The sequence below is a fragment of the Crossiella cryophila genome, assembly GCF_014204915.1.
Classification (GTDB): Bacteria; Actinomycetota; Actinomycetes; order Mycobacteriales; family Pseudonocardiaceae; genus Crossiella; species Crossiella cryophila.
The window spans coordinates 8905331-8927489 of sequence record NZ_JACHMH010000001.1 but is presented as its reverse complement, the minus strand read 5'-3'; the positions used below and the strand labels follow the sequence as shown (position 1 = coordinate 8927489).

The following is a 22159-nucleotide window of genomic DNA, read 5'->3' as shown; positions in this document are numbered from 1 at the left end:
GGATGAGCAGCGAGACCTCCAGGACCGCGACGGCACGCATCGGGGTGACCGGGTTGGCGGTGATGGGCCGGAACCTGGCCCGCAACCTCGCCCGCAACGGATACCCGGTCGCCGTGCACAACCGGTCGGTGGAGCGGATGAAGAGCCTGGTCGCCGAGCACGGCGACGAGGGCACCTTCGTCCCGGCGGAGACCCTGGCCGAGTTCGTGGACGCCCTGGAGCGGCCGAGGGTGGCCATCGTCATGGTCAAGGCGGGCGGCCCGACCGACGCGGTCATCGACGAGCTGGCCGAGCTGCTCGAACCCGGCGACATCGTGGTCGACTGCGGCAACGCGCACTTCGCCGACACCCGCCGCCGGGAGGCCGCGCTCAAGGAGAAGGGCCTGCACTTCGTCGGCACCGGCGTCTCCGGCGGCGAGGAGGGCGCGCTGCTCGGGCCGAGCATCATGCCCGGCGGGTCCAAGGAGTCCTACGCGCGGCTCGGGCCGGTCTTCGAGTCCATCGCGGCCAAGGTCGACGGCCAGACCTGCTGCGTGCACGTGGGCCCGGACGGCGCCGGTCACTTCGTCAAGATGGTGCACAACGGCATCGAGTACGCCGACATGCAGCTCATCGCCGAGGCATACGACCTGCTCCGGGCCGGCCTCGGCGCCACCCCGGCGGAGATCGCGGAGATCTTCCGCGGCTGGAACGAGGGCGACCTCGAGTCCTTCCTGATCGAGATCACCGCGGACGTGCTCGCGCACACCGACCACCGCACCGGCAAGCCGTTCGTGGACGTGGTGCAGGACCAGGCCGAGCAGAAGGGCACCGGCCGCTGGACCGTGCAGAGCGCCCTCGACCTGGGCGTGCCGATCACCGGCATCGCCGAGGCCACCTTCGCCCGCTCCCTGTCCGGGCACGCCGACCAGCGCGCGGCCGCGGCCGAGGCATTCGGCGGCGAGGCCGGGGCGGGCTGGGTCAAGGACAGCGACCGGGACGCCTTCATCGAGGACGTGCGCAAGGCGCTCTACGCCTCCAAGGTGGTCGCCTACGCCCAGGGCTTCGACCACATCCGCGCGGGCAGCCAGGAGTACGGCTGGGACATCGACCTGGGCTCCACCGCCACCATCTGGCGCGGTGGCTGCATCATCCGGGCCCGGTTCCTGGACCGCATCCGCGAGTCCTACGACGCCAACCCCGACCTGCCCAGCCTGCTGGTCGCGCCCTACTTCGCCGAGGCCGTGGCCAGTGGCGTGGACAGCTGGCGCCGGGTGGTCGTGGACGCGGTCCGCGAGGGCGTGCCCTCCCCGGCCTTCTCCTCCTCGCTGGCCTACTACGACGGCCTGCGCCGCAACCGCCTGCCCGCCGCGCTGATCCAGGGCCTGCGGGACAACTTCGGCGCGCACACCTACCGCCGGGTGGACGCCGAGGGCTCCTTCCACACCCTGTGGGCCACCCCGGACAAGGCCGAACAGGCCGAGTGATTCCGGTGCCAGGGGCCGGGTGTTGTCCGATTTCCGACAACGCCCGGCCCTTAGCGCGATTGATGGCCTGATTCCCCCGTTGGTCGCTGCCGCGTTATCCGGCCGCGCTGTCATCATGAGGTGCAACCCCCGCCGCCGGAAACATCGCGGAGGTTGCCTTGCGTACCACTCCGATCAAGCGATCAATTCTGGTCGGCATCATGAGCCTGGCACTGATGGCGTTGTCCGTCGTGGTGCCTGCCACGGCAGGCGCGCACGGATACACCAACAACCCGAACAGCAGGGCCCAGTTCTGCAAACTCGGCACCGCGAAGAACTGCGGGCCGATCCAGTGGGAACCGCAAAGTGTCGAGGGACCCAAGGGATTCCCGGCCCGCGGGCCTGCCGACGGCAGCATTTGTTCCGGCGGACTCGGCCAGTTCGCCCAGCTCGACGACCCGCGCGGCGGGAGCTGGCCCACCACCAAGCTGACCAGCGGCGCGAGCCGCACGTTCAGCTGGTGGCTGACCGCGCCGCACGCCACCACCTCGTTCAAGTACTTCATCACCCGCAACGGCTGGAACTCCACCGCGAAACTCACCAGGGCCGCGCTGGATCCCAGCCCGTTCATCACCGTCAACAACGGTGGCGCGCGGCCGCCGAACGCGGTCTCGCACAGCGGCACGGTGCCCGGCGGCAAGTCCGGCAGGCACCTGATCCTCGCGGTGTGGGATATCGCGGACACCGGCAACGCGTTCTACCAGTGCATCGACGTCAATTTCTGATCATTGCGCCAACCGTGCCGCGGCCGCGATCACTTCCAGGGTGAACTCACCGGCCAGTCGCGGTAATCGGCCGGGCTCCGGGAATTCGGGGCCCGGCTCGCCGGTGCGCTGGGCCAGCGCGGCCCGCAACATCGGGTGCCAGCGCGCGTCGAAGGTGTCCATGGCGTACTCGGCCGCGGTTTCCTTGGCGATCACCCCGCCGGTGGCGATGGTGTGGTGCAGCCGCGGCGGACCGAGCACCCTGGCCAGGGCCTGCCGGTGCGCCGGGATCAGCGGCTTGTCCCTTGGCGGATCGGTCACGCACCGGCGCGCCCAGTCCTGCCAGTGACCGCGCAACTGGTCCAGGTTCCAGTCCCGCAGCCGCCCGGGTTCCGGGTCCAGCCCGAGCCGGTCCGGGGAGTCCCCGCGCACCGGGATCCCGCCCTCCAGGAGCACCTTCCACATCACCGGGTTCACGTCGAAACCCGCGCCCCGCTTGAAAGTTCGCCCGCTGTGCGCGGCCAACGGCCGGATCCGGGTGACCGGCTTGTTCATGTCCTCGGCCGCCGCAAAAGCGCCGTTCATGGTGCCGGGGATACTCGGGTCGGCCCGAAGCAGCGCCCGCCCGGCGGTGCGCAGGTTGCCCGCGATGTGCAGCATCCGCAACCGGCGTAACTCGCGTTCACCGCGGTCGCCGTCGAGCACCGCGATGAAGTCGACATCGCTGCGCCCGGCCCGCCAGGCGCCCAGCGCGGCCGAGCCGATCAGGTAGCAGCCGACGATCTTGCCGGGGAGCAGGCGATCGGCGGTGGCCAGGTAACGAGCGGCGATACGGACGGCCTCGGACTGCGGCATCAGCCCAGTCTGCCAGCCAAGCTCACCCGTTCGCGGCTGACCAACACCGGTCAGCGTGATTGTTGCCGCGCACCGGCCTCCCTATCGTCCGTGTCCGGGCGGCACCGGCCCAGCATTGTCCACTGTGGACAAAGCGGTCGGGGTCACGGGAGGCGGGCATGGCCAGGCGGGTGAACCGGCGGAACTTCCTGCGCGGCGCTGGCGCGGGCGCGGCGGCGGTGGCACTGTCGAGTGGCGAGATCGCCGAGGCGGGGGAGGACACGGCCGTGAGCGCGCTGACCGTCGACCGGCTCACCGTGGAGTACGCGACCAACCCCCTGGGCACCGACGTCGACAAGCCCAGGCTGGCCTGGATCTTGCGGGCCGACCGCAACGGCGCCACCCAGACCGCCTACCAGGTCCAGGTGGTCACCGACCCCGGCCGGTTCGAGGACCGCCGCCCGCACTGGGACAGCGGACCCGTGCGCTCATCCCGCACCCTCGGCATCCACTACGACGGCCCCGCGCTCAAACCCCGCACCCGCTACCACTGGCGGGTCCGGGTCTGGGACGGCGACAACCGGCCCTCGGCCTGGAGCACCCCGGCCTGGTGGGAGACCGGACAGCTCGGCAGGCCGTGGGCCGCGGACTGGATCGGCGCGACCGCGCCACCTCCGCCGCCGGGGGCCGACCCGGCGTCCTGGATCGGCGGCCCCGGCTGGACGCTGAGCACCGCGCCCCTGGGTTCCCGCTGGTTCCGCGCCACCCTCGACCTGCCCGACGAGGTCCGCAAGGCCACCCTGGTGGCCACCGCCGACGACAACCTCACCGTGCACCTGCACGGCCGGGAAGTGTTGTCCGCCATGGCCTCCGGTAACTCCTGGGCGGCCGCGCACCTGGTCGACGTCACCGAGGTGGCCCGCACGGCCGGATCCGCGCTGACCCTGGCCGCCGAGGCCGCCAACCGCGGTGGCCCGGCCGGTCTGCTGCTGCGCCTGATCGTCGAACTCGCCGACGGCCGCACCGTCGAACTGCTCACCGGCCCCGGCTGGCGGGCCACCGACACCGCGCACCCCGGCTGGACCAGCCCCGGCTACGACGACAGTGCCTGGCCGGTCGCCACCGTGCTGGCCCGCTACGGCGAGGGCCCCTGGGGCCGCAACGTCACCGTGCCCGCCACCCAGCAACCGGCACCGTTGCTGCGCAAGGACTTCCGCCTCGACCGCCCGGTACTGCGGGCCCGCCTCTACATCAGCGGCCTGGCCTACTACGAGGCCCAGCTCAACGGCGGCCGGATCGGCGACCAGGTCCTGGACCCGGGTTTCACCGGCTACGACAAGACCGTGCTCTACGCCGTGCACGACATCACCGGGCAACTCCGCCAGGGCGACAACCAGCTCGACGTCACCCTGGGCCGCGGGTTCTACGGCCTCACCACGATCAACGTGTGGGACTGGCACCTGGCCAAGTGGCACGGCGAACCCAGACTGCTGGCCCAGCTGGAGATCGAGCACCCCGGCGGCGCCCGCACCACCATCGGCACCGACGGGACCTGGCGGATCACCGACAGCCACACCAGGGTCAACTCCCTGTACTCCGGCGAAACCCACGACGCCCGGCACACCCCCGGCCCGTGGACCGCCGCCCGCACCCTGCCCGCCCCCACCGGCGCCCTGCGCGCCCAGCCCAACGAACCCATCCGGATCACCGAGACCATCCGCCCGGCCAGCATCACCGAGTTGCGGCCCGGCGTGCACGTGGCCGACATGGGCCGCACCATGGCGGGCTGGACCCAGATCACCGTCCGCGCCCCCGCCGGAACCCGGATCTCCCTGCTGCACGGGGAGAAACTCAACCCGGACGGCAGCGTGCAGTCGGTCAACGAACACGTCAAGGACCTGCGCCAGCAACGCGACGAGTACATCACCGCCGGCACCGGCGCGGAGACCTGGGAACCCCGCTTCTCCTACAAGGGCTTCCGCTACGTCGAGATCACCGGCCCGCGACCGGAGCAGGTGCTCGGCAGGCTGGTGCACAGCGATGTGCCCGAGGTCAGCGAATTCCGGTGCAGTGAACCGATGTTCGAGCAACTGGACCGGATGATGCGGCGCACCATCGTGAACAACCTGCACGCACTGCCCACCGACACCCCCAAGTACGAGAAGAACGGCTGGACCGGCGACGCCCAGGTAGGCGCGCCCAGCATGGCCTACGCCTTTGGCATGCAACGATTCTTCGCCAAGTGGGTGGGCGATCTGGCCGATGCCCAGGACGCCGCCGGTCAGGTCCCGGTGATCGTGCCCAACGGCGGCCGCTGGGGCTACCGGCAACTCGCCCCCACCCCCGAGTGGACCACCGTGTTCCCGTTCCTGGCCAGGGAAATGCACCGCTGGTACGGCGATGACCGGCTGGCCGCCGAGCACTGGCCCGCGCTCACCGGCTACCTGGACTGGGAGATCAACCGGATGCGCGACGGCCTCGCGCTGACCGCCCTCGGCGACTTCCTGCCCCCGGACGCGCCCTGGGGCGTGGCCCCCGAGGACAACCGCCTCACCGCCACCGCCTACCTGCACCGCGCCCTGATCGGCGTGGCCGAACTGGGGGAGATGCTGGGGCACAAGGACATCGCGGCCCGCTACCGATCGGTCGCCGACGCGGCCAGGGACACCCTCAACCGCACCTTCCTGCGCGGCGGCCACTACAACAGCGACCGCGACCAGGGCTACCGGCAGACCAGCAACGCCATCCCGCTCGCCTTCGGCCTGGTGCCACCGGAATCAGTGCAGTCCGTTGTGGACAGTCTGGCCGCCGACATCCGCAGGCGCGGCAACCACCTCAACACCGGCTGCCTGGGCACCAGCGTGCTGCTGCCGGTGCTCACCGCACACGGCCACGCCGACCTCGCACACGCCATCGCCGTACAGCGCACCGAACCGAGCTGGGGCTACTGGATCGACCAGGGCGCGGACACCATGTGGGAGATGTGGCACAAGGACTCCCGCTCCCGCAACCACTACTTCCAGGGCACCGTCACCCAGTGGCTGTACGAGAACGTCGGCGGCCTGCGCCCCCTCTCCAACGGCTATGAGCGTTTCCTGATCCGCCCCGACGCCCGCACCGGCGTGGACTGGGCCCGCACCGGCATCAGCACCGTCCGCGGCCAGGCCGGCGTCAGCTGGGCCAAAACCCCCACCGGCCTGACCCTCACCGCCACCGTCCCGGTCGGCGCCACCGCCGAGATCCACCTGCCCCTCGGCGAGACCACCGCCCCACCCGGCGCCACCCGCCTCCGCGCCACCCCACGCCACGCGGAATACGAAGTCGGCTCCGGCACCTGGACCTTCACCACCAAAACCTGACCCCAACCCCAACCCAACCCCAACCCGCGTGTTGGCCGTTCTTGTACGCAGTGTTGGCCGTTGTCGTACGCCGTGTTGGCCGTTGTGGACGGGCGGCTAGCCGAAGACGCTGTGCCCGGGTGGCGGGGGCAGCGCCAGCAGTTGCCTGGCCACGTCCAGGAACTCGCCGCCGTGGTGCCACATCCGCTGGTCCGGGTCCACCGTGAACGGATCCGCCGCGTCCGCGTCGTCCGTGCGCACCCGGTAGGCCAGCGCCTCGGACTCGGAGTAGGCCAGCACGGTCTCGCGCACCCCGCGCCAGACCCGGTTGAACATCACCGCATCAGTCCTGGCCACCTCGTCCCGTACCAGGCTTTGGCGAAAACCCTTGCGCCGCAGTAGTTTCATGCACTCGGCCACCGACTTGGGCACGGTACCCTCATCCTGTCCCATCGTCCTCCCGCCGCCTGGAGCCCACGATTCTGCCTCCGGCGCCCGCAACGAAAGTCGCGCATCGCTCGATCAGGGGAGGACTGCTGGGCAGCTGCACAATCCGGGCGGTCGCCATTGGTGCGGCTGCCTACCTGGGTAGCAGCCGCAGGGTGGATTGCGCTTACCGCAACGGTCGGCAAGGCTCAGGCGGTGGTGGACTTACCCGCGCCCGACCCACGGGCGGCGCTGTACCGGCGGGCCGAGCAGCGGATCCCGCGGATCGCCGAACAGGTGCTGGCCGCCTTCATCGCCAGGGCCGCCGGCTACCAGCAGCTGCCACCACAGCTGGTCAGCCAGGAGATCAGCGCGGCCATCGCCCTCAACCTGCACCTCTACCTGCGCTGCCTGCGCGAACAACGCCCGCCGCGACCCGATGAGCTGACCGAGCAGATCGCCGCCGCCATCCGCCGCGCCCAGCAGGGCGTGCCCCTGGACGTGGTGCTGAGCACCTATCACATCGCCGCCCAGGTCGGCTGGGAGGCGATGGCCGCGCTCGCCGAACCCGAGGAGATCCCGGAGCTGGCGGCCAGCGTGCCCGGCCTGTTCAGCTACCTCAGCGTCGCCGTGCCCGCCGTGGCAGCCTCCTACCTGCACGAACAACAGGCCCTGGACGCCGAACACCGCGAGTCCCGCCGCGCCCTGGTCACCGCGCTGCTCACCGGCGCCCCCGCCGAACCCCTGGCCGAACGCCTCGGCCTGGCCCTGGCACACACCCACCTGGTGCTGCACCTGCGCCTGGGCCCACCCCCGCACACCGACGGCACCGACCTGCAACTCGCGGCCCGTGCCCTGGTCCGCCGCCTGCAGGCCGAACTCCCCGCACACGCCCTGGCCGCCTTCAACCACACCGGCGGCACCCTGCTACTCCCCGCCGACGACCCGGACACCCCCAACCAGGTCGCCGCCGCCCTCACCCTGGCCGACCGCCTGCACCTGGCCGCGGGCACCACCCTGCTCACCGGCGTCGCCACCGCACCCAGCCGGGCCGAGATCCCGCACGCTGTGGACGAGGCCACCGACATCTCCGACCTGGCCACCCGCCTTGGCCGCCCACCCGGCGCCTACCAACTCGACGACGTGCTGCTCGAATACCAGCTCTGCCGACCGGGCCCCGGCCGGGAACGCCTGCACCGCATCCTGGACCAGCTCGCCGCGCACCAGGACCTGCTGTGGACCCTGCGCACCTTCCTGGGCACCGGCCACAACCGGAGCCAGAGCGCGGCCGAACTGCACATCCACCGCAACACGCTGAACTACCGGCTGCGCCGGATCGCCACCCTCACCGGCCACAGCCCGGCCGACCCGGCCGGCGCCCGCATCCTGGCCGCCGCCCTGACCGTCCGCGATTTCGCGCCCAGGTGACACAACCGAATCCCACTATGGGTCGCCTTCGCCGCGGGCGGCGGCAGTGGGACCGGTGGCGGGATCAGCGTCGACTTCAGCGCCCGCTACGTCGACCGCTCCCACGCCGACCAGATCGCGGTGACACTGTGCGACCGCGACCCGAACAACGACAACGAAGCCATGGCCCGGATCTCGGTTCGCCTGCGTGAGGCGAGCGGCGAGGAACGGATCGTGCTCGCGCAGAAGGTCATGAAGATCCAGCGGTACGCCCCGAAGTGCGGCGCGTTCCAGGATCTGGAGATCGGTTACGCCCAGGTCGTGGAGGCCGTCCGAGTGGTGTTCTACGGTGACGAGGACCCGTCGACGGTGTACGCGACCAACTGGTACCGCAACCCCTACGCCGGGTGCGGCGGCTGCTGAGTTCCCCGGTCCGGGAGTCCGGTCGCGCCAGCCTGGCTGGACTCCCGCACCACCAGCTCCGGCGTGAAGAACACCCGCTGATGCTCATGCTGCCCAGGGCTCGACGTCTCCGCGATCACCAGCTGCGCCGCCGTCCGCCCGATCAGGTGCCGCGGCTGCCGCACCGAGGTCAACGGCACCGCCGCGGCCGAGGCGAACTCGATGTCGTCATACCCCACGATCGCCATCTCACCCGGCACCCGCAGCCCCGCCCGCACCATCGCCTGCAACACCCCCAGCGCCAGCAGATCGTTGGCGCAGAACACCGCCCGCGGCCGATCCCGGTCAGCCAGGATCTGCTCCCCGGCCCGCAATCCGGCGGCCACCGTCAGCGCGGGCACCTCCAGCACCCGCAGCGCCGACTCCGGCTGCCCGGCCTTGCGCAACGCGTCGCAGGCGCCCAACCGCCGTTCCGCGGCCTGCCGCACATGCGCCGCCCCGGTGACCATCACGATCCGCTCGAACCCCTGTGCCAGCAGGTGATTGATGGCCAGCGCGCCGCCGGTCCGGTCGTCCACCGCCACCGAGCAGATGTCCCTTGCCGTGGCCGGATGATCCAGCAGCACCACCGACACCCCACGCTGCTGCAACCGCCGGATCTCCGCCAGCGAATCCCGGCTCGGAGTGATCAACACGCCGTGCACCCGTTGCTGGGCAAGGACTTCCAGGTGCCGGTGCTCGCGTTCGGGGTTGGAGTCGCTGTTGCACAGGATGACCGAGTGGCCTGCCTCGGTGGCCGCCTCCTCCACGCCGCGGGCGACGTCGGTGAAGAACGGGTTGCTGACGTCCAGGACCACCAGGCCGATCGTTCGCCCGGTGCCTGCCCGCAGCTGGCGGGCGGACTCGTTGCGCACGAAGCCGAGTTCGCTCATCGCGGCCAGCACCCGTTCCCTGGTGCGCGGGGCCACCCGCTCCGGCGAGTTCAGCACGTTCGACACGGTGCCGAGGGAGACCCCGGCCAGCTCGGCCACCTCACGCACGCTCACCGAATGGCCCATGGTCCGCCTTCGCTCCGTTCGGCTGGCCGGGTGCACCGGATCAAAACCCCTCCGGCTGTCCTTGACAGCGCACTGTAACCCTCCCAAACTGGCTGGCACCGCAGGATTGAAACGTTTCATCCCGATCGGGGGCAGGGCCTAGGAACAAGGGAGCTGCCGGGTGACATCGTCGTCTGTACGGCCGCCGATCCTCGTGTTGCGCGGGGTCGGGAAGAGCTTCGGCGCGGTCCGCGCGCTCAGTGGCGCGGGGCTCGAACTGCACCCCGGCCGCGCGCACGCGCTGCTCGGCGAGAACGGGGCAGGCAAGTCCACGTTGATCAAGGTCCTCGGCGGCGTGCACCGGCCGGACCGCGGTGAACTGCTCGTCGACGGCCAGCTGACCACCCTGTCCGACCCGGCCGCCGCCCGCGCCGCCGGGATCGCGGTGATCCACCAGGAACCCGCGCTGTTCCCGGACCTGTCCCTGGCGGAGAACGTGTTCATGGGCCGCCAGCCACTGCGACGCGGCCGCCGGATCGACCACACCGCCCTGCATCGGGCGACAAAAGACCTGTTCACCCGGCTCGGCGTGACCCTGGACCCGGCCGCGCCCGCGCGGGGCCTGTCCATCGCCGACCAGCAGGTGGTGGAGATCGCCAAGGCGCTCTCCTTCGCCGCCAGGGTGATCGTGATGGACGAGCCGACCGCCGCGCTGTCCCCGGCCGAGGTCGCCCGGCTGTTCGAGGTCACCCGCGCGCTGCTGCGCCAGGACGTGTCGGTGCTGTTCGTCTCGCACCGCCTGGACGAGGTGTTCGCGCTCTGCCAGGACGCCACCGTGCTGCGCGACGGCGGCCTGGTGTGGACCGGCGAACTGGCCGAGGTCACCCCCGCCGAGCTGGTCCGCCGGATGGTCGGCCGTGACCTCGCCGCCCTTTTCCCACAAGCTGACAACGTTGTCGGCGAGGTCCGGCTGCGGGTCGACCGGCTGACCCGCGAGGGCGTGTTCACCGACATCTCCTTCGAGCTGCGCGCCGGCGAGATCCTCGCCCTGGCCGGACTGGTCGGCGCCGGGCGCAGCGAGGTGGCCAGGGCGATCTTCGGCATCGACCGGCCGGACGCGGGCACGGTCCAGATCGAGGGCCGCCGGTTGCGCCAGGGCTCGCCGCGAGCCGCCATGACCGCCGGAATCGGTTTCGTACCAGAGGATCGGCGCGCCCAGGGCCTGGTCCTGGCCGCCTCGATCGAACGCAACATCGCATTGGCCTCCCTACCCGAACTGAGCCGCGGCGGCCTGCTGCGCCGAAGATCCGAGACCAGCCTGGCCACCGACTGGGCGCTGCGGCTGCGGCTGAAGTACGCGCGGCTCGGCGATCCCGTCGGCAGGCTCTCCGGCGGCAACCAGCAGAAGGTGGTGCTCGCGAAGTGGTTGTCCCGCAAGCCCAAGGTGCTCATCGTGGATGAACCCACCCGGGGCGTGGACATCGGCGCCAAGGCCGAGGTGCACCGGCTGCTCGGCGAACTCGCGGCCGAGGGCGTGGCCATCCTGATGATCTCCTCCGAACTGCCCGAGGTGCTCGGCCTGGCCGACCGGGTGCTGGTCATGCACGAGGGCAGGCTGGCCGCCGAACTCCGCGGCGAACGCGCCACCGAGGAGAACATCGCACTCGCCGCCACCGGTCAGGCGGTCCCGGCATGAGCGCACTGGCCCGCTTCCGCGAACTCGGCATCCTCGCCACCCTGCTCGTCGTGGTGCTCGGCACCGCCCTGGTGAACCCGCGTTTCCTTGCCGGGCAAAGCATCCAGGACCTGCTGCTGAACGCCTCGATCATCGCGCTGCTCGCGGTCGGGCAGACCGCGGTGGTGCTCACCCGCAACGTCGACCTGTCCGTCGGCTCGGTACTCGGCCTCTCCGCCTTCCTCACCGCGAGCACCGCCGCCGCCAACCCAGACCTGCCGGTCCCGCTGATCCTGTTGCTGGGACTGGGGATCGGCCTGGTCTGCGGCGCGATCAACGGGGCGGTGGTCGCACTCGGCCGGGTGCCCAGCCTGGTGGTCACCCTGGGCACGCTCTACGTCTTCCGCGGCCTGGACTACCTGATCGCACAAGGACAACAGGTCAACGCGGGCGACCTGCCCGAGGCCCTGCTCGGCTTCGGCGGCGGCACCCTGCTCGGCCTGCCCAACCTGGTCCTGCTCACCCTGCTCGTGGTCCTCGCCGCCGCCCACTACCTGCGCAACCACCGATCCGGCCGCGAGCTGTACGCCATCGGCTCACACCCGGAAGCCGCGATCCTGGCGGGCATCCCGGTGCGGCGCAGGGTGTTCGGCGTCTTCCTGGCCTCCGGCCTGATCGCCGGACTCGCCGGCGCGCTGTGGACCGCCCGCTACGGCACGGTCGACGCCGCCGCGGGCACCGGCCTGGAACTCCAGGTGGTGGCCGCGGTGGTGGTCGGCGGGGTGGCCATCTTCGGCGGCTCCGGCTCCGCGCACGGGGCCGCGCTCGGCGCGCTGCTGCTGGGCACCATCGCCAGTTCCCTCGCGGTGCTGGGCGTGCCCGCGTTCTGGCAGCAGGCGATCACCGGCGCACTGCTGCTGGCCGCGATCACCGTGGACCGGCTGCTCGCCCTGCGACTGGCCGCCGCGCTGCGCCGCGCCGCCCGCCGCCCGACGGAGGTGACCGGGTGAAAGCCCTGCTGCGCTGGGAAACCGCACTCGTCTTCGTGCTGCTGGTCATCGCACTCAGCGCGGGCAGCGGCTTCCGATCAAGCCAGAACCTGTTCTACCTCGGCCTGGACATCGGCGAGATCGCGCTGATCGCGTTGCCGCTCACCATCGTCGTGGTGGCGGGCGAGATCGACCTGTCGGTGGCCTCGGTGCTCGGCTTGTCCAGTGCGCTGATCGGCGTGCTGTGGCAGGCGAACTGGCCCCTGGAAGCCATCCTGCCGGTGGTGATCGTGGTCGGCGCGCTCTGCGGCGCGCTCAACGGATTCCTGGTCACCACACTGGGATTGCCCTCGCTGGCCGTCACCATCGGCACCCTCGCGCTCTACCGCGGCCTGGCCCTGGTCCTGCTCGGCGACACCGCGGTGGCCGATTTCCCGCCCAGCTACACCAGTTTCGGCACCCAGCCGGTGCCAGGCACCGGAATTCCGTGGCCCATGCTGCTGTTCGCACTGCTGGCCGTGGTCTTCGGGGTGCTGCTGCACGCGAGTTCCTACGGCCGCGCGGTCTTCGCCATCGGCGCCAACGCCGAGGCCGCCCGGTTCGCCGGCATCCGGGTGCGCCAGGTCAAGTTCCTCGCCTTCACCCTGGCCGGCGCGGTCGCCGCCCTGGCGGGCATCGTCTACACCCTGCGTTTCTCCAGTGCCCGCGCGGACAACGGCGCCGGCCTGGAACTCGCCGTGGTCGCCGCGGTGCTGCTCGGCGGCGTGTCCATCTTCGGCGGCCGCGGCACCCTGTTCGGCGTGATCGCCGGCGTGCTGGTGCTCGGCGCACTGCGCAACGTGCTCATCCTCAACGACGTCCCCACCGAAGTCCTCACCATCGTCACCGGCCTGCTGCTGCTCGTCAGCGTGCTCGCACCCATTCGCGGAAGGCAGGACCCATGAGACCACTCGGTTTGCTCGCGACCGTCCTCAGTGGAGCGTTGCTGATCAGCGCCTGCGGCGGCACCACCCGGGAGAACTCCACCGGGAACGGCGGCCCCACCGGCAGCGCCACCACCGCCAACCCGCAGGCCCCGCTGCGCACCGGCCTCAAGATCACCTATCTGCCCAAGCAGGTCAACAACCCCTACTTCACCGTGGTCCGCGGCGGCGCGGAGAACGCGGGCAAGGAACTCCAGGCCGAGGTCAAGACCACCGGCCCCTCCGACGCCAGCGCCGCCTCCCAGGTCACCTACATCAACACCGCCGCCCAGCAACGCCAGGACGCCCTGGTGCTGGCCGCCAACGACCCCAACGCGGTCGCACCCGCGCTGAAAACCGCCCGCGCCCAGGGCATGAAGGTGGTCACGCTGGACTCCGACGTGGCCGCGGACGCCCGCGATGTGTTCGTGAACCAGGTCAACTCCACCGACATCGCGGTCAAGCAGATCGAACTGCTCGCCGAAGCCATTGGCGGAGAAGGGGAGTTCGCCATCCTCTCGGCCACCGCCAACGCCACCAACCAGAACACCTGGATCGAAATCATGAAACAGGAACTGGTGAAACCCAGGTACACCAAGCTGAAGCTGGTCGAGACCGCCTACGGCAACGACGACGACCAGACCTCCTTCCAGAAGACCCAGGCTTTGTTGGCCGCCCATCCCAACCTCAAGGGCATCATCTCGCCGACCACGGTCGGCATCGCCGCCGCGGCCCGCTACCTCAGTTCCTCGGCCTACCAGGGCAAAGTCGCGCTGACCGGCCTTGGCACACCGAACCAGCTGCGGGCTTTCGTCAAGAACGGCACGGTGAAGTCCTTCGCACTGTGGGAACCGGCCAAGCTCGGCTACCTCGCCACCCAGGCCGCGGCGGCGCTCGCTTCGGGCAGGGTGACTGGTTCACAAGGGCAGAAGTTCGCTGCGGGCAGCCTCGGCGAGTACACGATCGGCCAATCGGGTGAGATCGTATTGGGGCCACCGACGGTCTTCACCACGGACAACGTCGACCGCTTCGACTTCTGAGAGGGGGGAGCCGACGATGAGCGAGAACACCTTGCGGCACAACGCCAAACGCGTGCTGCGCGCCCAGCGGATCGAAACCCCCTCCTGGGCATACGGCAACTCCGGCACCCGGTTCAAGGTCTTCGCCAAGGCCGGGGTGCCGCGCACGCCGGAGGAGAAGATCGACGACGCGGCCTGCGTGCACGAGTTCACCGGCGTGGCCCCCAGCCTCGCCCTGCACATCCCCTGGGACCAGGTAGACGATTACCCGGCGCTGGCCCGCTACGCCGAGAGTCGCGGCATCCGGCTCGGCGCGATCAACCCGAACGTCTTCCAGGACAACGAGTACCGGCTCGGCAGCATCTGCCACCCCGACTCCGCCATCCGCGCCAAAGCAGTGGACCATTTGCTGGAATGCGTGGAGATCGGCAGCCAGACCGGCTCCGGCGTGCTCTCGGTCTGGCTGGCCGACGGCACCAACTACCTCGGCCAGGACGACATCCGGGCCCGCCAGGACCGCCTCGCCGAAGGTCTCGCCAAGGTCTACGCGGCCATGCCCGAGGGCATGCGGCTGTTGCTGGAGTACAAGTTCTTCGAACCGCACTTCTACACCATGGACGTGCCGGACTGGGGCACCGCGTTCGCGCACTGCCTGCGGCTCGGCGAACGGGCCCAGGTGCTGGTGGACACCGGTCACCACGCGCCCGGCACCAACATCGAGTTCCTGGTGGCCGTGCTGCTGCGCGAACAGCGACTCGGCGGCTTCCACTTCAACAGCCGCAACTACGCCGACGACGACCTCATGGTCGGCGCGGCCGACCCGTTCCAGCTCTTCCGCATCCTGCACGAGATCCACGGCGCGGGCGGGCTGGCCCCGGAGGCCGGCATCGAGTTCATGCTCGACCAGTGCCACAACCTGGAACCCAGTGTGCCCGCGCTGATCCGGTCGATCCTCAACGTGCAGGAGGCCACCGCCAAGGCCCTGCTGGTGGACCGGGACGCGCTGCGGGACGCGCAACGCGACGGCGATGTGCTCGGCGCGCACGCGGTGGTGATGGACGCCTTCAGCACCGACGTCCGCCCGCTGCTGGCCGAGGTCCGCCAGGACCAGGGACTGGACCCGGACCCGCTGGGCGCGTTCTACCGCAGTGGATACCAGGAACACATCGAGGCCGAGCGGATCGGCGGCGGTCTGGGGTGGGGCGCGTGACCCACCCCGAGGTGACCGCCCTGCTGGCCCGCGGCCACGCACTCGGCGCGGACCCGCGTAACACCAACTACGCCGGCGGCAACGCCTCCGCCAAGGCCACCGCCGTCGACCCGGTCACCGGGACCGACGTGGAACTGTTGTGGGTCAAGGGATCCGGCGGCGACCTGGGTACGCTGTCCGAGTCCGGCCTGGCCGTGCTCCGGCTGGACCGCCTGCGTGCCCTCACCCAGGTCTACCCCGGGGTCGAGCGCGAGGACGAGATGGTCGCCGCCTTCGACTTCTGCCTGCACGGCAAGGGCGGCGCGGCCCCGTCCATCGACACCGCCATGCACGGCCTGGTCGACGCGCCGCACGTGGACCACCTGCACCCGGACGCCGGGATCGCGCTGGCCACCGCCGCCGGGGGAGCGGCCCTGGTCCGCGAATGCTTCGGCGGCCGGGTGGCCTGGGTGCCCTGGCGACGCCCCGGTTTCCAGCTCGGCCTGGACATCGCCGCCATCCACCGGGAGAACCCCGACGCCATCGGCGTCATCCTCGGCGGCCACGGCATCACCGCCTGGGGCAAGGATTCCGCGGAATGCCAGGCGCACTCGCTGGAGATCATCCGCCGCGCCCAGCAGTTCATCGAGGACCGCGGCCGCCCCGAACCATTCGGTGCCGTACGTCCTGAATGGACACCACTACCCGAGGCGGAACGTCATGCCAGGGCGGCGGAACTCGCCCCGCTGCTGCGCGGCCTGGCCTCCACCTCCAGTCGCACCGACACCGGTCGCTTCCAGGTCGGCCACTTCACCGACACCCCCGAGGTGCTCGACTTCCTCAGCCGGGACCGCCTGCCCGCACTGGCCGCGCTGGGCACCTCCTGCCCGGATCACTTCCTGCGCACCAAGATCCGGCCGCTGGTGCTCACCGACCCGGCCGCCGCCACCGCCGAGTTCGCCGCCTACCGCGAGGACTACCGCGCCTACTACACCCGGCACGCCACCCCGGACTCCCCGCCCATGCGCGGCGCGGACCCGGCCATCGTGCTGGTGCCCGGCGTCGGCATGTTCTCCTACGGCCCGGACAAGCAGACCGCCCGGGTCGCCGCCGAGTTCTACGTCAACGCCATCAACGTGATGCGCGGCGCCGAGGCCCTCTCCGGCTACCAGCCCATCCCGGAGGCGGAGAAGTTCCGCATCGAGTACTGGGACCTGGAAGAGGCCAAACTCCGCCGCCGCCCGGCCCCGAAACCGCTGGCCGGCCGGGTCGCGCTGGTCACCGGCGCCGCCTCCGGCATCGGCAAGGCCACCGCCGCCCGCCTGGCCGCCGAGGGCGCCTGCGTTGTCGTGTCCGATGTGGACGGTGAAAGGGCGGCGGCGACGGCAGCGGAGATCGGTGGTCCCGACATCGCCGCCGCGGTCGTCGCCGACGTCACCGACTCGGCCTCCGTCGGGGCTGCTTTCGCCAAGGCCTGCCTGGCTTTCGGCGGCGTCGACCTGGTGGTCAGCAACGCGGGCCTGTCCATCTCCAAACCACTGACCGAGACCACCGACGCCGACTGGGACATCCAGCACCGGGTGATGGCCAGGGGCTCGTTCCTGGTCGCCAGGGCCGCGGCCCGGACCATGACCCGGCAGGGCCTCGGCGGCGACATCGTCTACATCGCCAGCAAGAACGGCGTATTCGCCGGTCCGAACAACATCGCCTACGGTGCGGCAAAAGCCGACCAGGCACATCAGGTCCGCCTGCTCGCGGCGGAGCTGGGGGAGCACGGCATCAGAGTGAACGGGATCAACCCGGATGGGGTGGTCCGCGGTTCCGGGATCTTCGCCGGCGGCTGGGGCGCGCAACGCGCCGCCGTGTACGGCGTACCCGAGACCGAACTGGGGAGCTACTACGCGCAACGCACCCTGCTCAAGGCAGAGGTGTTGCCGGAACACGTCGCGGCCGCGGTCTATGTGCTGACCGCGGGCGAACTCAGCCGTACCACCGGTGTGCACATACCGGTGGACAGCGGAGTGACGGCGGCCTTCCTGAGATGAGCTACCAGAGGATCAACGAAATGCCAGGAGGGACCACCATGGTGGTAGCCGACAACATCCGTGACCACGCCGTGCTCAGCGACGAGGAGGTCACCCTGCTCCGGCTGCTCTCGACCGGCCTGCCGATCGACGCGGTCGCCCGCAGGCTGGAACTGTCCGAGCGCACCGTGCGCAGGCGCACCCGCGCCATGTGCAACCAGCTCGGCTTCTCCAGCTCCATCCAGGTGATCGTATGGGCGGTACGCCGGGGCCTTGTGTGAGGGTCGCGGCGGTGGACCTCGGCGCCTCCAGCGGCCGGGTGATGTCGGTTGAGGTCGGCTCGGGCGGCCTGACCCTCACCGAGGTCCACCGTTTCGCCAACACCCCCATCACCCTGGCGGACACCCTGCACTGGGACCCGATCCGGCTGTACCAGGGCATCCTGCACGGCCTGCGCCAACTCACCGCCGACGGAAACCCCGTGCACGGCATCGGGATCGACTCCTGGGCCGTCGACTACGCCCTGCTCGCCCCGGACGGCGGCCTGCTCGGCCTCCCCGTGCACTACCGCGACAACCGCACCGAAGGCCAGCTCGAGCGTGTGCTCGCCAAGATCCCATCGGACCAGCTCTACGCCCGCACCGGCCTGCAACTCCTCCGCATCAACACCCTCTTCCAGTTGATGTCCGAAGTGGACGGTCCACGCCTGCCAGCCGCGGACTGCCTCCTCCTCATCCCGGACCTGCTCACCTACTGGCTGACCGGCGACCGCGCGGCCGAACGCACCAACGCCTCCACCACCCAGCTCCTGGACGTCCACAGTGGACAGTGGCTCACCGATGTCATGGCCGAACTGGGCCTGCCGCGACACATCTTCCCTGAACTACGCGACCCAGGAACCCCAGCGGGTGTGCTGAAACCCGACCTCGGCTTCCCGCACCCCATCCCGGTGACCAGGGTCGCCAGCCACGACACCGCCTCCGCCATAGCCGCGATCCCCACCCAAACCCCCCACTTCGCCTACATCTCCTGCGGCACCTGGGCCCTGGCGGGCGTGGAACTGGACCGCCCCGTCCTCACCACCGCCAGCCGCGAAGCCAACTTCACCAACGAACGCGGCCTCGACGGCACCATCCGCTACCTGCGCAACAACATGGGCCTCTGGCTACTCCAGGAATCCCTCCGCACCTGGAACGCCCAACCCGACCTGACCCCCCTGCTCCAGGCGGCCGCCGACCTACCCGCCCGGTCCCTGATCAACCCGGACGACCCGATCTTCCTGCCCCCAGGCGATATGCCCACCCGTATCCGCCACTGGTGCGCCACCCACGACCAGCCGGTCCCACAAACCCGCCCCGAGCTGGTCCGCTGCATCCTGGACAGCCTGGCCAACGCCTTCCAGCACACCATCACCAAGGCGGCCCAGCTGTCCGGCACCCGGGTGGAGGTCGTCCACCTGGTCGGCGGCGGCGCAGCCAACCCCCTGCTCTGCCAACTCACCGCCAACGCCTGCCGGCTCCCGGTCATCGCGGGCCCGGTGGAAGCAGCCGCCCTTGGCAACGCCCTGGTCCAACTCCGCACCGACCAAACCCTGCCCGAACTCCGCGAACTGATCCGCACCAGCGCAACCCTGACCCACTACCCGCCCCGCTAGCCACCGCGACGAGCCCCCTCCCCACCTACCGCGGGAAGTTCGTCAGCACCATCTCCACCACCCGGCGCAACTCCTCGCGCCCAACCCCATCCGCCGCGTGCACCGACATCCCCTGGCTGACCACCATCACCAGCCGCGCCAGCTCCGCCGCACTCGCCGACGCGGGAAGATCCCCCTCGGCCTGGGCCCGCTCGAACCGCTCCCGCAGCTGAACCTCCACCGCCCGCCGATGCGCCGAGATCTCCGCCCGCACCACCTCCGCACCACTCCCGGTGGCCAGCGCGCCCTGCACCACCAGACAGCCGCGCGGGCACCCGTCCGCGGTCACCGCGTCCACCGTGCCGTAGAGCAGGTGCTCGGCCGTGGCCCGCGCGGTCGGCTCGGCCAGCGCCTCGGTCACATGCCGTGCCGGACCGGTCGTGTAGCGCTCCAACGCCTTGCGGAACAACGATTCCTTGTTGCCGTAGGCCGCGTACAGGCTCGGCCGGTTGATGCCCATGGCCGCGGTGAGGTCGGACATGGCCGCGCCCTCGTAGCCATGCCGCCAGAAGACCTCCAGCGCCCGGTCCAGGGCCTGGTCGACGTCGAATTCCCGAGGCCGCCCGATCGCCATCCCGGCCCTCCTTCCGTACCAGCCGATACTGTACTCCGCGCAGGTCAGGCCAAGGCCAGCTCGGCGACCACCATCCGGTGATCCGTCCCACCCAGGCTGTGCTCGGCCACCGAGACCCCGGTCAGCCCCGCCCCGTGCAACACATGATCCAGCTCCACCACCGGCGGCACCCAGCCATCAGCGGGCCAGGTCGGCGCCCACCCGCGCCCCAGCTCCGCGTGCGTGTCCACCATGCCTGCCGACAACAGCCCACGGAACGAGGCGTGATCCAGCGTCGCGTTGAAATCGCCCAGCATCACCACATCCCGCCCCGCCACCGACCGCAACGACGCCAGATCCCGCGCCCACTGCGCCGGATCCCCCACCGGCCAGAACGTGTGCACCCCCACGAACTGGATCGACCGCCCACCCACCTCGACCCTGGCCACCGTCTGCGGCCACTCGGTCGGCGCGGCCAGCAACCCACCGCCACTCAACGGCAACCGAGAGTAGAGCGAGGTGTCCGCCTCCGGCCGCAACTCCTGATGCGGCAACACCGAATCCATCCCCGCCGCCGCCAATGCCCGCACCCCAGCCGCCGGAAGTTCCTGCACCGCCAGCACATCCAGCCGCTGCGCCCGCACCAACTCCACCAGGGCCCGCGCGTCCACCTGCCCCACCAGGCTGTTCACCGTCCCCACCCGCAACCGCACCGGCCCCGCCTCGCCCCCCGTGGCGACAAACCGAGGAACGATCACCACAACCTGCACCAAAGCCAGAACCGCGGCCAGCCAAGCCGCCCGCAACCGCAGAACCCCCAGCACCACCGCGACCACCACGGTCCCCACCGCCACCAACGGCAACCCCGCCATCGGCAACGCCAGCACATTCCCGTCATCCAGCCCCATGACCCGGACCACGACGAGCAACGTCACCGGCGCCAGCCCCACCCAGCCAAGCCAGGAAAGCACCCGCCGCCGCGGCCGAACATCAACAACGGTCATGCCCGCCAGTCTGCCCGAGCACCCCAACCAGCCAGTCAACGGCCGCCCGCAGCTCGGGCCCAGGCTCCCGGCCCCGAACGAGGTCGAGCAGCTCGTGGTAGCGCAGCACCATGGGATGACACCCAGCTTGGATCCGCCGCAGCAACCATTCTCGGAACTCCGGCCCGTCCACACCTCCGCATGCCGCCGCGAAAATCCCCGCAACCCGGTCCCCAGCCGCATGGCCGCCAGCCGCCAGATCCCTGCCCGCCGCATCCCTACCTGAAGCTTCCCCGCCTGCCGCTTCCCTGTCCGCAGCCCCTCCGGCCGATCCGCCGCATGCACCTCGAACGCCCGCCGCACCAGCACCCGGAACTCGCCATCGGCCACCAACTCGGCCAGCTCCAGCCACCACCCGAGCTGCGCCGCGGTCGGCTCCGCCGGCAACTCCGGCAACTCCGCCCGCACCTTCGCCGCGAACCCCGGATCCACCGCCAACCCGCGCAACGCCTCCGCCATCAGATCCCGCATCAGCCCCGCCGCTGCTCCGCCGACAACCGCGCCACGCCCAGCGCCGCCCGCGCCCCCACCGCGTCCAGCCCCCGGTCGGCCACCCGCCGCAGCACCGCCTCCCGCAGCCGCAGGTCCGCGATCGCCTCGGCCAGTCCGTCCGCCGCGGCCCCCGCGATCTCCGGCAGCGCCGCCCCACCCAGGACCCTGGCCACCGTCGGCAGGTCCAGGCACAGTGCGCGCAGGGCCTGGACCTGCTGAAACCGGGTCACGGCCGACTCGTCGTAACGGCGGTAGCCCGCGGCGGTGCGAATGGTGGGCGAGACGAGGCCGGAGTCGGAGTAGAAGCGGATGGTGGGCACCGGCAGGCCGGTTCGCCGGGACACCTCGCCGATCGAGTGCACACCATTGAGCATCGTCAGCCGGTCAACCGATTCACCAGCGCGGCCACCACCGCCGGCCGCTCCCGGTGGACGTCGTGGCCGGACTCGATCCGGATCAGCTCCAGCAACGGGGTCGCCGCCGCCGCGGCGGCCAGTTCGGCGTCCAGGAAACCGCGCAGGGCTCGGTGCGCGGAATCGGGATCCGGGGCGGCGTAGTGCTCGGGACGGGCCGGGTTGGTGTGTCCGTCCAGGTTCACCGCCAACGGGCAGTCCGGGTGCCCGGCGGCCCACAGCGCGGCCACGATCCCGCCCAGCGAATGTCCGATCACCGCGGGCGCGGCCGACCTCAGTCCGTCCACCACCGCCGACAGGTCCGCCAGCGCACCCGGCCAGGGCCAGGGCGCGGCCGCTGACCGGCCGTGCCCGCGCAGGTCCACCGTCACAGCCGTGGTCGGTTGTCCACAGGCCCTGGATGATCTTCTCGACAGCCATGTCGCCACGGTGAGCCCTCAAGTAACCGGAGACT

The 22159-nt window shown here is 70.9% G+C and carries 20 protein-coding genes; 13 read left to right on the top strand and 7 right to left on the bottom strand.

What is annotated here, in order from left to right; all coding sequences use genetic code 11:
- Positions 1-2: 2 nt before the first annotated feature.
- The gene (gene gndA / locus HNR67_RS38210) at positions 3-1466 is read left to right on the top strand and encodes an NADP-dependent phosphogluconate dehydrogenase (protein ID WP_185008093.1); all 1464 of its coding nucleotides are present in this window, start codon (positions 3-5) and stop codon (positions 1464-1466) included.
- A 200-nt stretch (positions 1467-1666) separates the two neighbouring features.
- Positions 1667-2230 (top strand): lytic polysaccharide monooxygenase auxiliary activity family 9 protein, encoded by a 564-nt coding sequence (locus HNR67_RS38205; protein ID WP_185008091.1) that lies wholly within the window; start codon positions 1667-1669, stop codon positions 2228-2230.
- Here the strand turns inward: HNR67_RS38205 and HNR67_RS38200 are convergent, their stop codons facing one another.
- Entirely contained in the window at positions 2231-3064 is an 834-nt protein-coding gene (locus HNR67_RS38200) for a hypothetical protein (RefSeq protein WP_246492691.1), read from the bottom strand.
- Positions 3065-3222: 158 nt separating this feature from the next.
- Here HNR67_RS38200 and HNR67_RS38195 point away from each other — a divergent pair, with 158 nt between their 5' ends.
- Positions 3223-6402, top strand: coding sequence for an alpha-L-rhamnosidase (locus HNR67_RS38195; protein WP_185008089.1), 3180 nt, complete (start codon positions 3223-3225; stop codon positions 6400-6402).
- A gap of 96 nt (positions 6403-6498) precedes the next feature.
- On the opposite strand, the gene HNR67_RS38190 is transcribed toward HNR67_RS38195, so the two are convergent.
- Positions 6499-6834 (bottom strand): hypothetical protein, encoded by a 336-nt coding sequence (locus HNR67_RS38190; protein ID WP_185008087.1) that lies wholly within the window; start codon positions 6832-6834, stop codon positions 6499-6501.
- A 189-nt stretch (positions 6835-7023) separates the two neighbouring features.
- On the opposite strand from HNR67_RS38190, the gene HNR67_RS38185 reads away from it, so the two are divergent.
- Together HNR67_RS38185 and HNR67_RS38180 are read left to right on the top strand one after the other, a co-directional pair.
- Positions 7024-8235, top strand: a complete 1212-nt coding sequence (locus HNR67_RS38185; RefSeq protein ID WP_185008084.1) for a PucR family transcriptional regulator — start codon at positions 7024-7026, stop codon at positions 8233-8235.
- Positions 8236-8355: 120 nt separating this feature from the next.
- Positions 8356-8637: a hypothetical protein gene (locus HNR67_RS38180; protein ID WP_185008081.1), complete on the top strand. Its 282-nt coding sequence runs from the start codon at positions 8356-8358 to the stop codon at positions 8635-8637.
- On the opposite strand, the gene HNR67_RS38175 is transcribed toward HNR67_RS38180, so the two are convergent.
- Positions 8613-9674 carry a LacI family DNA-binding transcriptional regulator gene (locus HNR67_RS38175; protein ID WP_185008079.1) on the bottom strand — a complete coding sequence of 354 codons (1062 nt, stop codon included), beginning with the start codon at positions 9672-9674 and terminating at the stop codon, positions 8613-8615. The genes HNR67_RS38180 and HNR67_RS38175 overlap by 25 nt on opposite strands.
- A 160-nt stretch (positions 9675-9834) precedes the next feature.
- Here HNR67_RS38175 and HNR67_RS38170 point away from each other — a divergent pair, with 160 nt between their 5' ends.
- The 8 genes from HNR67_RS38170 to HNR67_RS38135 are packed head-to-tail and all read left to right on the top strand — an operon-like array spanning position 9835 to position 19165.
- Positions 9835-11349 carry a sugar ABC transporter ATP-binding protein gene (locus HNR67_RS38170; RefSeq protein ID WP_312989026.1) on the top strand — a complete coding sequence of 505 codons (1515 nt, stop codon included), beginning with the start codon at positions 9835-9837 and terminating at the stop codon, positions 11347-11349.
- Entirely contained in the window at positions 11346-12338 is a 993-nt protein-coding gene (locus HNR67_RS38165; protein WP_185008077.1) for an ABC transporter permease, read from the top strand. Before HNR67_RS38170 ends, HNR67_RS38165 begins: the two co-directional genes overlap by 4 nt.
- Positions 12335-13261 (top strand): ABC transporter permease, encoded by a 927-nt coding sequence (locus tag HNR67_RS38160; protein ID WP_185008076.1) that lies wholly within the window; start codon positions 12335-12337, stop codon positions 13259-13261. The genes HNR67_RS38165 and HNR67_RS38160 overlap by 4 nt, the downstream gene beginning before the upstream one ends.
- Complete coding sequence (gene rhaS / locus HNR67_RS38155) at positions 13258-14319, top strand: rhamnose ABC transporter substrate-binding protein (protein WP_185008073.1); 1062 nt, start codon at positions 13258-13260, stop codon at positions 14317-14319. Before HNR67_RS38160 ends, rhaS begins: the two co-directional genes overlap by 4 nt.
- A gap of 16 nt (positions 14320-14335) precedes the next feature.
- Positions 14336-15508: an L-rhamnose isomerase gene (gene rhaI / locus HNR67_RS45360; protein WP_185008071.1), complete on the top strand. Its 1173-nt coding sequence runs from the start codon at positions 14336-14338 to the stop codon at positions 15506-15508.
- Positions 15496-17532, top strand: coding sequence for a bifunctional aldolase/short-chain dehydrogenase (locus HNR67_RS38145; RefSeq protein ID WP_407645162.1), 2037 nt, complete (start codon positions 15496-15498; stop codon positions 17530-17532). The genes rhaI and HNR67_RS38145 overlap by 13 nt, the downstream gene beginning before the upstream one ends.
- A 38-nt stretch (positions 17533-17570) precedes the next feature.
- The gene (locus HNR67_RS38140) at positions 17571-17792 is read left to right on the top strand and encodes a LuxR C-terminal-related transcriptional regulator (protein WP_185008067.1); all 222 of its coding nucleotides are present in this window, start codon (positions 17571-17573) and stop codon (positions 17790-17792) included.
- Positions 17789-19165 carry a rhamnulokinase gene (locus HNR67_RS38135; RefSeq protein WP_312989021.1) on the top strand — a complete coding sequence of 459 codons (1377 nt, stop codon included), beginning with the start codon at positions 17789-17791 and terminating at the stop codon, positions 19163-19165. Before HNR67_RS38140 ends, HNR67_RS38135 begins: the two co-directional genes overlap by 4 nt.
- Positions 19166-19190: 25 nt before the next feature.
- Here HNR67_RS38135 and HNR67_RS38130 read toward each other — a convergent pair whose 3' ends face one another.
- The 4 genes from HNR67_RS38130 to HNR67_RS38115 form a co-directional block, all read right to left on the bottom strand.
- Entirely contained in the window at positions 19191-19778 is a 588-nt protein-coding gene (locus tag HNR67_RS38130; protein WP_185008063.1) for a TetR/AcrR family transcriptional regulator, read from the bottom strand.
- A gap of 44 nt (positions 19779-19822) precedes the next feature.
- Positions 19823-20761, bottom strand: coding sequence for an endonuclease/exonuclease/phosphatase family protein (locus tag HNR67_RS38125; protein ID WP_185008061.1), 939 nt, complete (start codon positions 20759-20761; stop codon positions 19823-19825).
- 509 nt (positions 20762-21270) lie between these two features.
- Entirely contained in the window at positions 21271-21654 is a 384-nt protein-coding gene (locus HNR67_RS38120; protein ID WP_185008059.1) for a MerR family transcriptional regulator, read from the bottom strand.
- A gap of 14 nt (positions 21655-21668) precedes the next feature.
- The gene (locus HNR67_RS38115) at positions 21669-22133 is read right to left on the bottom strand and encodes an alpha/beta fold hydrolase (protein WP_185008057.1); all 465 of its coding nucleotides are present in this window, start codon (positions 22131-22133) and stop codon (positions 21669-21671) included.
- Positions 22134-22159: the final 26 nt, after the last annotated feature.

Excerpts from the sequence above, each read along its gene's own strand:
- gndA (WP_185008093.1), top strand. The coding sequence starts at position 3 with ATGAGCAGCGAGACCTCCAGGACCGCGACGGCACGCATCGGGGTGACC.
- HNR67_RS38205 (WP_185008091.1), top strand. The coding sequence starts at position 1,667 with ATGAGCCTGGCACTGATGGCGTTGTCCGTCGTGGTGCCTGCCACGGCA.
- HNR67_RS38200 (WP_246492691.1), bottom strand. The coding sequence starts at position 3,064 with ATGCCGCAGTCCGAGGCCGTCCGTATCGCCGCTCGTTACCTGGCCACC.
- HNR67_RS38195 (WP_185008089.1), top strand. The coding sequence starts at position 3,223 with ATGGCCAGGCGGGTGAACCGGCGGAACTTCCTGCGCGGCGCTGGCGCG.
- HNR67_RS38190 (WP_185008087.1), bottom strand. The coding sequence starts at position 6,834 with ATGGGACAGGATGAGGGTACCGTGCCCAAGTCGGTGGCCGAGTGCATG.
- HNR67_RS38175 (WP_185008079.1), bottom strand. The coding sequence starts at position 9,674 with ATGGGCCATTCGGTGAGCGTGCGTGAGGTGGCCGAGCTGGCCGGGGTC.
- HNR67_RS38165 (WP_185008077.1), top strand. The coding sequence starts at position 11,346 with ATGAGCGCACTGGCCCGCTTCCGCGAACTCGGCATCCTCGCCACCCTG.
- rhaS (WP_185008073.1), top strand. The coding sequence starts at position 13,258 with ATGAGACCACTCGGTTTGCTCGCGACCGTCCTCAGTGGAGCGTTGCTG.
- rhaI (WP_185008071.1), top strand. The coding sequence starts at position 14,336 with ATGAGCGAGAACACCTTGCGGCACAACGCCAAACGCGTGCTGCGCGCC.
- HNR67_RS38140 (WP_185008067.1), top strand. The coding sequence starts at position 17,571 with ATGGTGGTAGCCGACAACATCCGTGACCACGCCGTGCTCAGCGACGAG.
- HNR67_RS38130 (WP_185008063.1), bottom strand. The coding sequence starts at position 19,778 with ATGGCGATCGGGCGGCCTCGGGAATTCGACGTCGACCAGGCCCTGGAC.
- HNR67_RS38125 (WP_185008061.1), bottom strand. The coding sequence starts at position 20,761 with ATGACCGTTGTTGATGTTCGGCCGCGGCGGCGGGTGCTTTCCTGGCTT.